The 15,338-nt window shown below is 71.6% G+C and carries 14 protein-coding genes; 10 read left to right on the top strand and 4 right to left on the bottom strand.

Features of this window, described 5'->3' with window-relative positions; translation table 11 throughout:
* The first annotated feature begins 4 nt into the window (after positions 1 to 4).
* From hpnH to Scani_RS14355, 4 genes are all read left to right on the top strand, one after another.
* Positions 5 to 1,030: an adenosyl-hopene transferase HpnH gene (gene hpnH, locus Scani_RS14370; RefSeq protein ID WP_159474771.1), complete on the top strand. Its 1,026-nt coding sequence runs from the start codon at positions 5 to 7 to the stop codon at positions 1,028 to 1,030.
* 123 nt (positions 1,031 to 1,153) lie between these two features.
* Complete coding sequence (dxs, locus tag Scani_RS14365; RefSeq protein WP_159474769.1) at positions 1,154 to 3,061, top strand: 1-deoxy-D-xylulose-5-phosphate synthase; 1,908 nt, start codon at positions 1,154 to 1,156, stop codon at positions 3,059 to 3,061.
* Positions 3,058 to 4,440 (top strand): aspartate aminotransferase family protein, encoded by a 1,383-nt coding sequence (locus Scani_RS14360; RefSeq protein ID WP_159474766.1) that lies wholly within the window; start codon positions 3,058 to 3,060, stop codon positions 4,438 to 4,440. The genes dxs and Scani_RS14360 overlap by 4 nt, the downstream gene beginning before the upstream one ends.
* A gap of 20 nt (positions 4,441 to 4,460) precedes the next feature.
* Positions 4,461 to 5,627, top strand: a complete 1,167-nt coding sequence (locus Scani_RS14355; protein WP_159474763.1) for a serpin family protein — start codon at positions 4,461 to 4,463, stop codon at positions 5,625 to 5,627.
* Between the two features lie 15 nt (positions 5,628 to 5,642).
* Here the strand turns inward: Scani_RS14355 and Scani_RS14350 are convergent, their stop codons facing one another.
* Complete coding sequence (locus tag Scani_RS14350; protein WP_159474760.1) at positions 5,643 to 6,452, bottom strand: tyrosine-protein phosphatase; 810 nt, start codon at positions 6,450 to 6,452, stop codon at positions 5,643 to 5,645.
* Between the two features lie 274 nt (positions 6,453 to 6,726).
* On the opposite strand from Scani_RS14350, the gene Scani_RS14345 reads away from it, so the two are divergent.
* Positions 6,727 to 7,527, top strand: coding sequence for an SGNH/GDSL hydrolase family protein (locus Scani_RS14345; protein WP_159474757.1), 801 nt, complete (start codon positions 6,727 to 6,729; stop codon positions 7,525 to 7,527).
* Between the two features lie 68 nt (positions 7,528 to 7,595).
* Here Scani_RS14345 and Scani_RS14340 read toward each other — a convergent pair whose 3' ends face one another.
* Positions 7,596 to 8,057 (bottom strand): ATP-binding protein, encoded by a 462-nt coding sequence (locus tag Scani_RS14340; protein ID WP_246295788.1) that lies wholly within the window; start codon positions 8,055 to 8,057, stop codon positions 7,596 to 7,598.
* Between the two features lie 137 nt (positions 8,058 to 8,194).
* Here Scani_RS14340 and Scani_RS14335 point away from each other — a divergent pair, with 137 nt between their 5' ends.
* From Scani_RS14335 to Scani_RS14325, 3 genes are read left to right on the top strand one after another with little or no spacing between them, the layout of a single operon-like run.
* Entirely contained in the window at positions 8,195 to 9,061 is an 867-nt protein-coding gene (locus Scani_RS14335; RefSeq protein WP_159474754.1) for a Sco1979 family transcriptional regulator, read from the top strand.
* Positions 9,062 to 9,064: 3 nt separating this feature from the next.
* Positions 9,065 to 9,343 carry a DUF397 domain-containing protein gene (locus tag Scani_RS14330; RefSeq protein WP_086718198.1) on the top strand — a complete coding sequence of 93 codons (279 nt, stop codon included), beginning with the start codon at positions 9,065 to 9,067 and terminating at the stop codon, positions 9,341 to 9,343.
* The gene (locus Scani_RS14325; protein WP_174872678.1) at positions 9,340 to 10,245 is read left to right on the top strand and encodes an SAM-dependent methyltransferase; all 906 of its coding nucleotides are present in this window, start codon (positions 9,340 to 9,342) and stop codon (positions 10,243 to 10,245) included. The genes Scani_RS14330 and Scani_RS14325 overlap by 4 nt, the downstream gene beginning before the upstream one ends.
* 37 nt (positions 10,246 to 10,282) lie before the next feature.
* On the opposite strand, the gene Scani_RS14320 is transcribed toward Scani_RS14325, so the two are convergent.
* On the bottom strand, positions 10,283 to 11,296 hold the full coding sequence (locus tag Scani_RS14320) for a carbohydrate kinase family protein (RefSeq protein WP_159474751.1): 1,014 nt from the start codon (positions 11,294 to 11,296) through the stop codon (positions 10,283 to 10,285).
* A 434-nt stretch (positions 11,297 to 11,730) separates the two neighbouring features.
* On the opposite strand from Scani_RS14320, the gene Scani_RS14315 reads away from it, so the two are divergent.
* A complete protein-coding gene (locus tag Scani_RS14315; RefSeq protein WP_174872677.1) occupies positions 11,731 to 13,137 on the top strand; it encodes an NAD(P)/FAD-dependent oxidoreductase in 1,407 nt (468 codons plus the stop codon).
* Between the two features lie 364 nt (positions 13,138 to 13,501).
* Entirely contained in the window at positions 13,502 to 14,677 is a 1,176-nt protein-coding gene (locus Scani_RS14310; protein WP_159474748.1) for an MBL fold metallo-hydrolase, read from the top strand.
* A 224-nt stretch (positions 14,678 to 14,901) separates the two neighbouring features.
* On the opposite strand, the gene Scani_RS14305 is transcribed toward Scani_RS14310, so the two are convergent.
* Positions 14,902 to 15,084, bottom strand: coding sequence for a hypothetical protein (locus Scani_RS14305; protein ID WP_159474745.1), 183 nt, complete (start codon positions 15,082 to 15,084; stop codon positions 14,902 to 14,904).
* Between the last annotated feature and the right edge of the window lie 254 nt (positions 15,085 to 15,338).

Below are 15,338 nucleotides of genomic sequence, written 5' to 3'. Positions count from 1 at the left end.
CCAGATGGCCATGCCGCTCCGTCAGTCCATCCGGGTCGGAACCTATCTTTTTGAACAGAAGATGATCCGCCGGCGTGAGAAGTTCCCGCTCATCGTCGAGCTGGAACCGCTCTTCGCGTGCAACCTGAAATGCGAGGGCTGCGGGAAGATCCAGCATCCGGCGGGCGTGCTCAAACAGCGCATGCCGGTGGCGCAGGCGGTCGGCGCGGTGCTGGAGTCCGGTGCCCCGATGGTCTCCATCGCCGGCGGCGAGCCCCTGATGCACCCTCAGATCGATGAGATCGTGCGACAGCTGGTGGCCAAGCGGAAGTACGTATTCCTGTGCACCAATGCGATGTTGCTGCGCAAGAAGCTGGATGCGTTCACCCCCTCGTCGTATTTCGCTTTCGCGGTGCACATCGACGGCATGCGTGAGCGGCACGACGAATCCGTCGCGAAGGAAGGCGTCTTCGACGAGGCGGTGGCGGCGATCAAGGAAGCCAAGCGACGCGGCTTCCGGGTCACCACCAACTCCACCTTCTTCAACACCGACACCCCGCAGACCATCATCGAGGTGCTCAACTTCCTCAATGACGATCTGCAGGTCGACGAAATGATGCTGTCGCCCGCCTACGCCTACGAGAAGGCCCCCGACCAGGAGCACTTCCTCGGCGTGGAGCAGACCCGTGAGCTGTTCAAGAAGGCCTTCGCCGGCGGCAACCGGCGCCGCTGGCGGCTCAACCACAGTCCGCTCTTCCTGGACTTCCTGGAGGGCAAGGCGGACTTCCCGTGCACGGCGTGGGCGATCCCCAACTACTCGCTGTTCGGCTGGCAGCGCCCCTGCTACCTCATGAGCGACGGGTACGTCCCCACCTACCGGGAGCTCATCGAGGACACCGACTGGGACAAGTACGGCAGGGGCAAGGACCCGCGCTGCGCCAACTGCATGGCGCACTGCGGCTACGAGCCGACCGCCGTCCTCGCCACCATGGGGTCGCTGAAGGAGTCCCTCCGGGCGGCCAAGGAGACCATCGCGGGCAACCGCGGGTGACCACCGGCCCGGGGTGAGCCCACGCACCACGGCTCACCGAGGTTCCGGTCCGGCCCGTGCCCCCTGCACCGCGCAGGGGCCGGGCCGGCCCTCGTCAGCCGAACCAGTAGAGGGGGACCGAACATGACGATGCTGGAGCACATCCGGCAGCCGCGCGACCTCAAGGCGCTCCCCGCGGAGCGCCTGGCCGAACTCGCCGAGGAGATCCGGCACTTCCTCGTCCGGGCCGTCGCCCGCACCGGCGGCCATCTGGGGCCCAACCTGGGCGTGGTCGAGCTGACCCTCGCCCTGCACCGCGTCTTCGACTCGCCCGCCGACCGCATCCTGTGGGACACCGGCCACCAGTCCTACGTGCACAAGCTCCTGACCGGCCGGCAGGACTTCTCCAAGCTGCGGGCCAAGGGCGGCCTGTCCGGCTACCCCTCGCGCGCCGAGTCCCCGCACGACGTCATCGAGAACAGCCATGCCTCGACGGTGCTGGGCTGGGCCGACGGCCTGGCCAAGGCCCGCCAGGTGCGGGGCGGCAACGGCCATGTGGTGGCCGTCACCGGCGACGGCGCGCTGACCGGCGGGATGGCCTGGGAGGCGCTCAACAACATCGCCGCCGCCAAGGACCGCCCGCTGATCATCGTCGTCAACGACAACGAGCGCTCCTATGCCCCCACCATCGGCGGCCTCGCCGACCACCTCGCCACCCTGCGCACCACCAACGGCTACGAGAAGTTCCTGGCCTGGGGCAAGGAGGTGCTCCAGCGCACCCCGGTCGTGGGACAGCCGCTCTACGGGTCGCTGCACGGCGCCAAGAAGGGCTTCAAGGACGCCTTCGCCCCCCAGGGCATGTTCGAGGACCTGGGCCTGAAGTACCTCGGACCGATCGACGGGCATGACACCGCGGCCGTCGAATCGGCGCTGCGCCGCGCGGCGGGCTTCCACGGCCCGGTGCTGGTGCACTGCCTCACCGAGAAGGGCCGCGGCTATCCGCCCGCCCTGGAGGACGAGGCGGACCACTTCCACACGGTCGGTGTGATGGACCCTCTCCCGGCCGATGCCGGGAGGTGCCCACCGACCGCCGCACCCGTCACCCTGCCCGGCGCGCCCTCCTGGAACTCCGTCTTCGGCGACGAGATGGTCCGCATCGGCGCCGAGCGCACGGACGTCGTCGCCCTCACCGCGGCGATGCTGCGGCCGGTCGGGCTCGGGAAGTTCGCCGAGGCCTACCCCGACCGGGTGTGGGACGTGGGCATCGCCGAACAGCATGCGGCGGTGTCGGCGGCGGGGCTGGCCACCGGCGGGCTGCACCCGGTCGTCGCGGTCTATGCCACCTTCCTCAACCGGGCCTTCGACCAGATCCTGATGGATGTCGCACTGCACCGGTGCGGGGTCACCTTCGTCCTGGACCGGGCCGGCATCACCGGCACCGACGGCGCCTCGCACAACGGCATGTGGGACCTGTCGGTCCTGCAGGTCGTCCCCGGTCTGCGGATCGCCGCACCGCGCGACGCCGGCCAGCTGCGCGCCCAGCTGCGCGAGGCGCTGGACGTGGACGACGCACCGACCGTCGTCCGCTTCCCCAAGGAGCCGGTGGACGAACCGGTGCCGGCCGTGGACCGGATCGGCGGGGTGGACGTCCTCCACCGGGCGCCGCATCCGGACGTCCTGCTGGTCGCGGTCGGCGTGATGGCTCCGGTCTGCCTGGGGGTCGCCGAGCTGCTCGCGGCGCGCGGTGTCCGGGCGACCGTCGTCGATCCGCGCTGGGTCAAACCGGTCGACGCCGTCATCCCCCGACTCGCCGCTGACCACGCCATGGTGGCCGTCGTCGAGGACAACTGCCGCACCGGCGGCGTGGGCTGGGCGGTCGGCCAGGCGCTGCGGGACGCCGGCGTGGACGTGCCGTTGCGCACCTTCGGCATCCCCGAGCAGTTTCCGGCGCACGCCAAGCGCGGTGAGCTGCTGGCCGACCTCGGCCTCACCCCCGCCGAGATCGCCGGACACATCAGCGCCGCACTGGCCCGTAAGGAGAGCCCCTCGTGACCGGATTCGATCTGACCGAACTGCTCGCCGAGCGCGGTGGCGAGCGCTACGAGCTGCACTCCCGCCACCTCAACCACCAGCTCCCGCGGATGCTGCACACCATCGGCTTCGACAAGGTCTACGAGCGGGCCGAGGGCGCCTACTTCTGGGACGCCGACGGCCAGGACTACCTGGACATGCTCGCGGGGTTCGGCGTGATGGGCCTGGGCCGGCACCACCCCGTCGTCCGCAAGGCGCTGCACGACGTCCTGGACGCCCAGCTCCCCGATCTCACCCGCTTCGACTGCCAGCCGCTGCCCGGCCTGCTCGCCGAGAAGCTGCTGGCCTGCGCCCCCCACCTCGACCGGGCCTTCTTCGGCAACAGCGGCACCGAAGCCGTCGAGACCGCCCTGAAGTTCGCCCGCTACGCCACCGGAAGACCGCGCATCCTCTATTGCACCCACGCCTTCCACGGCCTGACCACCGGCTCGCTCTCCGTCAACGGCGAGGACGGCTTCCGGGACGGCTTCGCCCCGCTGCTGCCCGACACCGCCGTCGAGATGGGCGATCTGGACGCGCTGGAGCGGGAGTTGAAGCGCGGCGATGTGGCGGGCTTCGTGGTCGAACCGATCCAGGGCAAGGGTGTCCACCCCACCCCGCCCGGATTCCTGCGCGCCGCCCAGGAACTGCTGCACCGGCACAAGGCCCTGCTGATCGTCGACGAGGTGCAGACCGGCCTCGGCCGCACCGGTGACTTCTTCGCGTATCAGCACGAGAGCGGTGTCGAGCCGGACCTGGTGTGTGTGGCGAAGGCGTTGTCCGGCGGCTATGTCCCGGTCGGGGCGACCCTCGGCAAGGACTGGATCTTCAAGAAGGTCTACTCGTCCATGGACCGGGTGCTGGTGCACTCCGCCAGCTTCGGCGCCAACGCCCAGGCGATGGCGGCCGGTCTGGCGGTGCTCTCGGTCATGGAGGACGAGCAGATCGTCGCGGGCGCCCGGCACACCGGCGAGCTGCTGCGCTCCCGGCTGGCCGCGCTGGTCGACAAGTACGAGCTGCTGCACGACGTACGGGGCCGGGGCCTGATGATCGGCATCGAGTTCGGCCGCCCCACCTCGCTCGGCCTGCGCAGCCGCTGGACGATGCTGCAGGCCGCCCGCAAGGGGCTGTTCGCGCAGATGGTCGTGGTGCCCCTGCTGCAGCGGCACCGTATCCTGACCCAGGTCTCCGGCGATCACCTCGAAGTCATCAAACTCATTCCCCCGCTGATCATCGGCGAACGGGAAGTGGACCGGTTCGTCGAGGCGTTCACCGCCGTGATGGACGACGCCCATGGCGGCGGCGGACTGCTGTGGGACTTCGGGCGGACGCTGGTCAAACAGGCGGTCGCCAACCGCTGACGACGCTGGTGGGGGAGGCGATGGTCGCCGCGAGGACGGTCCGGGCCGTCAATGACATGACGGCCCGCTGGGCGCACGAGGTGGTGGGGGAGCGCGGCACGGTGCTGACCGCGGCCGGGGTCTGGCCGCTGCTGGCCCTGCTCGCCGGGCCGGCCGCCGGGCCCGCCCGCAAAGAGCTCGCGGAGGCCCTCGGCACCGATGCGGAGCACGCCGTGGGCGAGGGCGGTGCGTTGCTCGCCGCGCTCGCGGCGGCGGACGGTGTCGATCCCGCGGTGGCGCTGTGGGCCCGGCGCACTCTCGCACTGCGCCCCGCCTGGCTGGAGAGCCTGCCGGACGGGCTGCGCGGCGAGCTCACCGGCGATACGGCCGCGGACCAGGGCGCGATGGACGCGTGGGCGCGGCGGCACACCGGGGGCCTGATCGAGCGGATGCCGGTACGGATCGGTCCGGGCACCGTCCTGGTGCTGGCGAGCGCGCTGCTGGTGCGCACCACCTGGGAGGAGCCGTTTCGGGAGGGTCCGTCGCGTCCGTCCGAAGGGCCGTGGGCGGGGCGGGAGCTGACGGCTCTGAGCCGCTCCGGAACGGATGTGGAGCAGGTGCGGGTCCACGGCACTCCCGCCGGTCCGCTGACCGCGGTGCGGGTCGCCGGTGACAACGGGCTGGACGTCCATCTGCTGCTCGGTGAGCCGGCGGTGCCGGGCAACGAGGTGCTGCGGCACGGCGTCGCGGCGCTGGACGGGGCGTACCCGGCGGTGTCCGGCGCGGCGCTGACCGATGCCGCCGGGCCGGGGCTGCGGGTGACCACGGTGCCGAGCTACGACGGCGCCCCGTGCCTCGACCTCACCACCACGCGGTTCACCGTCGATGCCGAGCACGACCTGCTGGACCGGGCGGAGCTCTTCGGGCTCGCCACCGCCACCGACGCCTCCCGCGGGCACTTTCCCGGCATGTGCGAGCAGCCGCTCGCGGTGTCGGAGGCCCGCCAGGCGGCGACCGCGACCTTCGGGCCGCTGGGCTTCCGGGCGGCCGCGGTCACGATGGTGCCGTTCGGCTTGGGCTCCGTGCCCCCGCCACCGCCGTATCGGGCACAGCAGATCTCGGCCCGCTACGACCGGCCCTTCGGCTTTCTCGCCGTCCATCGGGCCTCGGGTCTGGTGCTGGCCGCGGGGTGGGTCACGGAGCCGTGAGCGGGCCGGCGGTGGTCAGTCCGTCAGCAGCCGGTCGCGCAGCCGGTCACGGGTGGCGGGCGTCAGCTTCAGGCCGTCGGTGAGGTACTTCTCCGTCGATCCCCAGGTCCGCTCGATCGCGTCGTAGGCGGCCGCGAGGTAGTCGGTGTGCGCCCCGAACAGCGGCGCGAGCAGCTCCATGACCTCCTGCGACATCCCGACCGCGGAGTTGTCGGAGCGGCGGATCTTGTAGCGCCGGTGGGGGTCGTTGGACTTGAGGTAGTCCGCCTCGATGGCGTCCCGCTCCACCCCGATCGCGAGCAGGGTCACGGCGATGGACAGGCCCGCGCGGTCCTTGCCGGCCGCACAGTGCATCAGCGCGGGAACGCTGTCGTCGGCCAGCGCATTCAGCACCCTGGCGTGGTCCTCGGTACGGGTGGTGATGATGTGGCGGTAGGTCTTGGCCATACGGGCCGCGGCCTTGCCGTCGCCGAGCGCGGCACGCAGCTGGTCGAGCTCGCCCTCGCGCACCATCGTCCAGAACTCCGCGCCATCGGCCGGATCGGTGAGCGGGATGTTCACATTGCGCACGCCGGGCAGCGTGACGTCGGGGCCCTCCAGCTTGATGTCCGAGGCGTTGCGGAAGTCGAAGACGGTGTGCAGCCCGAGACCGGCCAGGAACGCGGCGTCCGCTTCGGTCGCGTGGGCGAGGTGCCCGCTGCGGAACAGCCTCCCCTCCCGTACGCGACGCCCGTCCACGGTCGGCAGACCGCCCACATCGCGGAAGTTGCGGACCTCCGTGAGCTCGGGCTGGGCCTGTGGGACCTGCGGCGTCTGCTGCGTCACGCGCGCTCCTCGGGTTGGTTCGCCGGCGCCGCTCGTTCGGCGAGGCGGGGCACCTCCGACGATACGACATGAGTGCAATAGACAATCAGGTCTTTCGGGTGCGCCCCGGAGCGTGGTGAAGCGCGGCGAAGCGCGGTGGCGCGCCGAGGGGAGCGGGGCGTGATCGATCTTTATTCCAACTTGACAAGAATTTGACCTGGTGGCATTAATCACCCCTCGTCAACCCCTGGTTACGGTGGCGTAGGTCACTTCATGAGGTGAAGGATGTCCTGACGTGGCAGACGATTCGAAGTACTTCAGCAACGGCGCCCATGGCGCCATCGGGTCGTACGCAGCCGTCGGGGACAGCTTCACAGAGGGGGTCGGGGATCCCGGCCCTGACGGGGCGTACATCGGTTGGGCGGACCGCTTGGCGGTCCTCCTCTCGGACCAGCGGGCGGAGGGGGACTTCCGCTACGCGAACCTCGCGGTCAGGGGGCGGCTCCTGGAGCAGATCGTCGAGGAGCAGGTGCCCCGGGCCAAGGAGCTCGCCCCCGCCCTGGTGACGTTCTGTGCCGGCGGAAACGACATCCTGCGGCCGGGCTCGGACCCGGACGCGGTGGCCGAGCGGTATGAGGCGGCGGTCGCCGATCTGCGGCAGGAGGTCGGTACGGTCCTGCTCTGCACCGGCTTCGACACCCGCGGCATCCCCGTCCTCAAGCATCTGCGCGGCAAGATCGCCACGTACACGGCGCACGTCCGGTCCATCGCGGACCGGCACGACTGCCCGGTCCTGGACCTGTGGTCGTTGAAGTCGGTACAGGACCGGCGGGCCTGGGACGGCGACCGGCTGCACCTGTCCGCCGACGGTCACACCCGGGTGGCACTGCGTGCGGGGCAGGTGCTCGGACTGCGGGTGCCGGCCGACCCGGACCAGCCGTGGCCGCCGGAGGCGGAGCGCTCGGCCGCCGAGGCGCGGCGGGACAACATCCACTGGGCGCGGGAGCATCTCGTTCCGTGGATCGGGCGCCGGCTGCGCGGCGAGTCCTCCGGCGATCACGTCGAGCCCAAGCGGCCCGATCTGCTGCCGCTCTAGGGCGGCCGCGGCCCGTCAGCGGCCATGGCATGACGGAGGCCCCGTTTCCGCCGAGGCGGAGCGGGGCCTCAGCGTGCGAGGGAGGCGTACGGCAGATCCGCCCAGACGACCCGGCCCCGGCCGCTGTCGGCGGGCCGTGAGCCCCAGCTCTCGGACAGCGCGCCGACGAGGAACAGGCCTCGTCCGCACTCCTTGTCCACGCTGCCGGGCTGGACGTGCGGCGCCGAATCCTGTGGGCCGCCCTGGTCCGTGATCTCTATGCGTATGTGCGCCCCGAAGAGTGCGAGTTCGCACTCGACCTTCTCGCTGTCGGTGTGGCGCACCGCGTTGGTGAAGAGCTCGGAGACCACCAACTCCACATCGTCGCAGACGTGTTGAGCCGCGCCCCACTCGTGCAGCAGCGCACTGACGCGTCTGCGTGCCTCGGGCACGGAGGTGCGTAGCGCCGGCAGGTGGAACGCGTCCTGCGGGTACTGGGCGACGAAGCCGCCACAGCGCCCTAACGAGGGAGCGTTGTTGGAGGAAGCCACACCGTAACTATGTGCGATGCCGGTCACCGATGGCAAGGATCACTCTGCAATTTGCAGAATCGTAAGGTGCAGTCTGTTCGTGCTGTTGACGGCATGACACACTGCTGAACACTGAAGTCAGTTGGAGGCGATCGGACGTGGCGGACCCACGGTCGGCAGGTGCACCGACCGTCCTGCGGGTGGTGCTCGGCAAGCGGCTGCAGGACCTGCGCGAGAAGGCGGGACTCTCGTTCGAACGGGCCGCCGCGGCCCTCGATGTGACCCACGCCACGATACGACGCATGGAAAAGGCCGAGGTCGGCCTCAAACTCCCCTACGTCGAGAAGCTGTTGGCGACCTACGGCGTCACCGACGAGGACGAGATCGAGGGCTTCCTCTCCCTCGCGCGCGAGGCCAACAAGCCCGGCTGGTGGCACCGGTTCCGGGACGTCCTCCCCGAGTGGTTCAGCGCGTTCGTCAGCCTGGAGAGCGAAGCCAACCTGATCCGGGCCTATCAACCGCACTACGTCCCCGGCCTGTTGCAGACCGAGGACTACGCCGCCGCCGTCCTGCGGGCGGGCATGCCGCACGCCTCCGCCGCGGACATCGACCGCATCGTCGCGCTGCGCATGGAGCGGCAGTCGCTCCTGACCCGTGACCACGCCCCGATGCTGTGGGTGGTCATGGACGAGACCGTGCTGCGGCGGCCGATCGGCGGGGCCGAGGTGATGCGCGACCAGGTCACCCGGCTGATGGAGGCCACCGCACTGCCGAACGTCCGGCTGCAGGTCATGCCCTTCTCCGCGGGCCCGCACCCCGCCATGTACGGACCATTCCACATTTTCCGCTTCCCGATCCCGGAACTCCCGGACATCGCCTACGCGGAAAGCCTCGTCGGAGCCGTGTACTTCGACCAGCGCAACGACGTCTCGCAGTTCCTGGAGGCCCTGGACCGGATGTGTGCGCAGGCCGCGCCGGCACACACCACCGAGGCCATTCTGGGTGGCTTTCGCAAGGAGATCTGAACCATGGATCGCATACGCATCTACAACGGCATGCCCGCCAAGGAACTGGGCACTGAGGGCTGGCACAAGCCGTGGAGCGGCGGAAACGGCGGCGAGTGCGTCGAGGCCATGCGGCTGGGCGACGGCCGGATCGCGCTGCGCCAGTCGACCGACCCGGACGGACCGGCGCTGATCTACACCCACCACGAGATGGTGAGTTTCATCGAGGGCGCGAAGGCCGGCCACGCCGACTTCCTGCTCGCCGCGGCGCCGGGCCGGCGCACCGAGCGGAGGACGGCATGAGCGAGCAGGAGATGCCGCAGGGGGCGCCGGACGGGACGGTCCCGGAGATCGGACCGTACGTCCAGGGGCCGGAGCCCTCGGGCTTCTCGGCCGAGGAGATCGACACCGGCCGGCCGCATCCGGCCCGGATGTACGACTACTACCTCGGCGGCTGGGACAACTACGAGGTCGACCGGGTGGCCGCGGAGCGCGTCATCGAGGTCCACCCCCAGGTCCGGCTCAGCGCCCGCGCCAACCGGGCCTTCATGCGGCGGGCGGTGCGCGAACTGGTCGCCGGCGGCATCCGCCAGATCATCGACCTCGGCACCGGCATCCCCACCTCGCCCAACACCCACGAGGTGGCCCGGGAGACGGCTCCCGACACCCGGGTCGTGTACGTCGACAACGACCCGATCGTCGCCACCCACGCCGGGGCCCGGCTGACCAATACCGAAGGCACCGGGTTCGTGCTCGGCGACGTCCGCGACCCCAAGGCGGTGCTGGACCACCCCACCGTCCGGGAGCTGATCGACTTCGACCGGCCGGTGGCGGTGCTGCTGGTCGCCGTACTCCACTTCGTCCGCGACGACGAGGATCCCGCCGGCCTCATCGCCACGCTCGCCGAGGCGCTCCCCGCGGGCAGTCATCTCGTCCTGTCCCATGCGACGGGTGAACCCTACGAGGCCTATGAGGCGGGCCGCACGGACGAGCAGGCGCGCGACGGCGTCGTGAACGTCTACAAGAGCGCCACCGCCACCCTCAATCTGCGGTCGAAGACCGAGATCGAGCCGCTCTTCGGGCCGTTCGCCCTGCTGGAGCCCGGAGTGGTACGGGTGCCGCTGTGGCGGCCGGACGGCGCGGTGCCCAGCGCCCTGGAGCTCAACAACACCATTTTCTACGGCGGGGTCGGCCGCAAGGGCTGACCGGGACCGGCCGGACCCGTGGGCCCGGCCGGACGGACTACGCGCCCGCGGGGGAGACCCGGGCGTCCGGCGGACCTGCCAGCCGCTGCCCGTCGCCGGGCGGTGCGGTGGGGGTGGCCGGCGCCGTCGCGGTGGGAGCCGACCGCAGGTCCTCCGGTTGGGCGAGGCGGGTGTGGGTGCCCGGCGAGGTGCATGCGTACGCCCCTGCCATGGCGCCCAGCCGCGCGCACTCCTCGAGATCCCGGCCCGCCAGCCGGCCGTAGAGGAACCCGCAGGTGAAGGCGTCGCCCGCGCCATTGCTGTCGACGACAGGGCCGGGCGGGACCGCGGCCGGCACCAGGCGTGGGGTGCGGTCGTCGGCGCTGAGGAGGTAGGCGCCGCCCGCCCCGGCCGTCGCGATCACCGCCTCGGCGCGTCCCTCGTGCAGGATCTCCCGCATCACGGAGCCGATCCGCTCGCCCGCCCCGGCCGTACTGAGGAACACCAGGTCCGAGCGGAGCGCGAACTCCCGGTGATGGTCCGTCAACCCGTCCCAGTCGTGCAGATCCGTGGAGACGGGGATGCCCAGCGCCTCGATGTCGTCGTACAGAAAACGGGCGAAGTGCATGATCGACAGATGGACGTGCCGGGCGCGGCGCAGCGGCGGGAGGTAGTGCTCGGGCGGCATCCGCAGATCGAGCGGGTCACGGCCGTCGTAGAACGACATCCGACGGCCGTCGGAGGCCACGAGGTTGACCGCGCGCCGGGTGCCGTGCGGTGAGAGCAGTGGCCGGAAGTCGACGCCGGTACCGGCCAGCCGCTCGCGGACCAGAGTGCCCGGATGGTCGTCGCCGAGGAAGTCCACGAATCCCGTGGTGAGCCCGAGCGCCGCGCAGCCGAGCGCGACGCCGGTGCCGGTGTGCCCCGCCTCTTCGTGGAGAGGGGGCACGGCATAGGAGTCGGCGAGCGGTACGGGCAGCGCGCCGACCGACACGATGGTGTCCACGCCCGACCCGCCGACGACGAGTACGTCGTAGGCGTCATACGGCTCAGAAACCTGCTGGAATGTCACAAGCGTCCCTGAATCCCTTGCTGGTGAGGCGAATCCCTTGCTGGTGGAACCGTTTGCGGACGACATGCGTCCGCTGCCCGGAGTCTAGACGCACGCTCGGCTCATCACGGGATGTCAGGGACTCCGGTGACACGAGGGAGGAAAGGGATCACAAGAAGCCGCGCCGGTGATCAGTGGCCGGTGCGGAACGGGCGATGAAGCGAGGCCCACGGGGCTGCCGGGATGTGCCTCGAACCGGTTGGCGGAAAGACCCGTTGACAGGGATGGTGAGGGCACTGAAGCCTGAGTGCCGTCGGTGATCAGGTTCCGTGGACGGCGAGCGGCGAGCGGGCCCGCCGTACGCATCCCGGCATGGCGAGCGGACCCGGGACCGGGACGCATCCGGGACAGGGACGAACGGGTCGTCGGCGGGCCGGCGGGGGAGCGAGGCGGACGTGGCAGAGCACTCCAATGGCGGGCACACCGCGGTCGTGATCGGCGGCGGGCTGGCCGGGATGCTGGCCGTCACCGCCCTGGTCGGCCAGGTCGACACGATCACCGTCGTCGAGCGCGACCGCTACCCGGAGGGGCGGACCTTCCGCAAGGGCGTCCCGCAGGCCCGCCATCTGCACATCCTCCTCAGCGGCGGCCTGCGTGCGCTGGAGGAACTGCTGCCCGGTACCGTCGCCGCGCTCGGCGAGGCGGGCGCCCGCAGCCTGTATCTCCCGCGCGATCTGCTCACCCGCACCCCCACCGGCTGGCAGCGCCGCTTCGACGAGCGCCGGCATCTCACGCTGAGCGTCACCCGTCCGGTGCTCGACACGGTGGTCAGGGAGCGGGCACTGCGGGCCGCCGCCGGCTCGGCCACCCGGGTGGAGGTCCTGGAGGCGACCGAGGCCGTCGGGCTGACCGGGGACGCCGGCCGGGTGCGGGGAGTGCGGGTCCGGCCACGGGACGGTGAGCCGGGCGGACGGGCCGAGCGGGTGCTGCCGACCGCGCTCGTGGTGGACGCCTCGGGCCGCGGCTCCCGCACCCCCCAGTGGTACGCCGAACTGGGCCGGGCCGCGCCGCAGGAGGAGACCGTGGACGCGGGGCTGGCCTACGCCAGCAGGATGTACCGCCCCGAGGACCCGGCCACCGCGCCCGACGCGGGCGTCAATGTGCCCGGCTGGCCACAGTGCCCGCGCGGCGCCGCGTATGTGCCGGTCGAGGACGGCAAGTGGATGCTGACGCTGTCCGGTGTGCGCGGGCACCACCCGCCGACGGACGCGGCGGAGTTCACCGCCTTCACCGCCACCATCGGCGACCCGTACGTCCATGAACTGCTCGCCCGGGCCGAGCCGCTCTCGCCGGTGCACGGCTTCCGCGACACCTGCAACCGCCGCCGGCACTACGAGCGGCCCGGTGCCCTCCCCGAGGGATTCCTCGTCCTGGGGGACGCCGGCTGCACCTTCAACCCCGTATACGGCCAGGGCATGTCGGTCGCCGCCCTCGGGGCACTGGCCGTGCGCACCACGCTCGCCGACGGCGGCGGTCTGCGCCCCGGGATCGCCGCCGAGGCGCAGCGGGCGGTGGCCCGCACCGTGGAACCCGCCTGGCTCGCCGCGGTCGGCTCGGACCGCCCGTACGCGAGCCCGGCCGACACCAAGGCGGGCCTGGGGGAGCGGCTGTCCACGTGGTACATCGACCGGCTCTTCGCCCGGGCCGCCATCGACCGGGTCGTGGGGGCGGCCTTCCGGGACGTCTTCTGCCTCACCGCGCCGCCCACCCGTCTCCTCGCCCCGCAGATCTTCCTGCGCACGGTCTTCCTGCCCCGCCGTCCCGGCCTCCCCAGCCCGCCCGTGGTCGTCGAAGGGGTGTGAACCGCCGGGTGACCGGCCGGGTCCGTGCCCGGCGGCCGTCCGCCCGTGGGCCGGGGCGCCGGGCCCCGGGTGGCCGTCGCCAGGGACGCCCGGTCGTGGGGCAGGGCTGCCGAGCCCGGCGCCCCTCCCATGGATGCGACCGAGTTGCCGGGCGGGCCGGGGTCTGCGGCGGCGCCCGGAAAGGTCACACCCTTACTCCGGAATGTCATGGCCGGTCGCGCCGTTTGTGTCTGCGGGTGATGGTGTGGAGTGTCCGGGTGTCGTGGTGCGGAAACCGTACGGCGGCGCCGCGTGGCGCGGCGTACCGGAACCCGCCGCTCATGCGGTCCGTTCACTTCGCGACTGCCCCGACCATGGAGGTGCCGTGACCGGTTCCAGACCCCGTCGCACTCGACTCTCCGCGCTGCGGCCCGCGGGCTTCGGCGCCGTGCCCACCGGGGAGCGGCTGGCCAGAATGCGCAGGTCGCCGCAGTTCGTGGACGGCCAGTTCCGCAATCCGGTGGAGACCAGGCAGCTGCTGAACGGCTCTGCGGTGCCGATGCTGAAGACCCAGCTGAGCCGGGAGGGGCGGCTGCGCCGGGCGCCGGTCGGCCCGATTCCGGTGTACCGTCCGACCGCCGCGGACGGCGCTGAGCCGCCCGCCTCGGGGCTGCGGCTCACCTGGATGGGTCATTCGAGCGTACTGGCCGAAATAGACGGGCAGCGGGTGCTCTTCGACCCGGTCTGGGGCGAGCGCTGTTCTCCGGTCACCTGGGCCGGGCCGAAGCGGATGCACCCGGTGCCCATCGCGCTGGACGAGCTGGAGCCGGTCGACGTCGTGGTGATCTCGCACGACCACTACGATCACCTCGACATGCCGACGGTCCAGGGCCTGACCGGCACCGGCGCGGCCTTCGTCGTGCCGCTCGGTGTCGGCGCCGACCTGGAATTCTGGGGCGTGCCCGCCGAGCGGATCACCGAGCTCGACTGGCACGAGTCCACCCGCATCGGCGGGCTGACCCTCACCGCCACCCCCGCACAGCACTTCTGCGGCCGCGGTCTGCGCGGCCCGCAGCACACCCTGTGGGCCTCCTGGGTGGTCGCGGGCCCCGAGCACCGGATCTACCACAGCGGCGACACCGGCTACTTCTCCGGCTTCGCGGAGATCGGCGCCGCGCACGGCCCGTTCGATGCGACGATGATCCAGATCGGCGCGTACAGCGACTTCTGGCCGGACATCCACATGGAGCCCGAGCAGGGGGTCCGGGCCCACCTCGACCTCCAGGGCGATGGGGCCGGCGGCGTGCTGCTGCCGATCCACTGGGGCACGTTCAACCTCGCCCCGCACCCGTGGGCGGAGCCCGCCGAGTGGACCCTGACCGCCGCCCAGAAGGCCGGGGTCACCAGCGTCCACCCGCGGCCGGGCGAGCCGTTCGAACCCGCCGATCCCCCGGCCGTCTACCCGTGGTGGAGGGCGATCGCCATGCCCCCCGCCCATGGCTGGCCGACCTGGCCGCCGACGGTGGCCCCCACCGATGTGGACCTCGTCGCGGATCGCTGAGGGCGCGGGGCGGCAGCACCCGGTGACGAGGCGCACCGTGGCGACGTCGACCGGCGGCACGATCAGTGACGGGAGTTCGATGCGGACGCCCGGCCGCATCGCCGGCCGAGGGGCGGCCCGCTGATCGGGAACCGGGAAGCCGGGGCGGTGTGACGCGGCCCCGTCGACCCCAGCGGGCGCACTGTCCTGGCGGGGCAGGGTGAGCAGGGCCAGGAAGAACCTGGTCACGGGGTGTGGTCCTCGGTTCCGTGCGTGTGGTGTCGGCCGGTGACCTTGGACGCGAGCAGCCGGCCGGGCCGGGACCGGGAGGTGCCGGTCGGGGCGTCGGCGTCGACGGTCCCGGCGAAGGGCAGGTTCAGGCGCGGCGGCTTGGCGAGGGACTGCTTCCAGGTGCCTTCGACTTTCACGTGCCTTCGACAAACATGACGTGCGGTCTTCCTGCGTGTCAGGAAGCCCTGATGGCGGGCCGGGGACGGGGGAGGGGCAACGGAACCGCGGTGGACGGAAGGCGAGTTGACTGGCCCGAAGAGGTTCGGAGGGCGGTCGGTTCCGGTCCCCGATCGCGCCAGATGACTCCGCGGCGCGCGTGGGCGATCAGTTCCTCGACGGCGTGCAGTGGGTCGCCGAGAGGCGAGGGTGAGCCGTGGTGGTGCGCCGTCGG

It is taken from the genome of Streptomyces caniferus, from assembly GCF_009811555.1.
Taxonomy (GTDB): domain Bacteria; phylum Actinomycetota; class Actinomycetes; order Streptomycetales; family Streptomycetaceae; genus Streptomyces; species Streptomyces caniferus.
The sequence above is the reverse complement of the archived record's forward strand: the minus strand, read 5'-3'. Positions and strand labels throughout refer to the sequence as shown.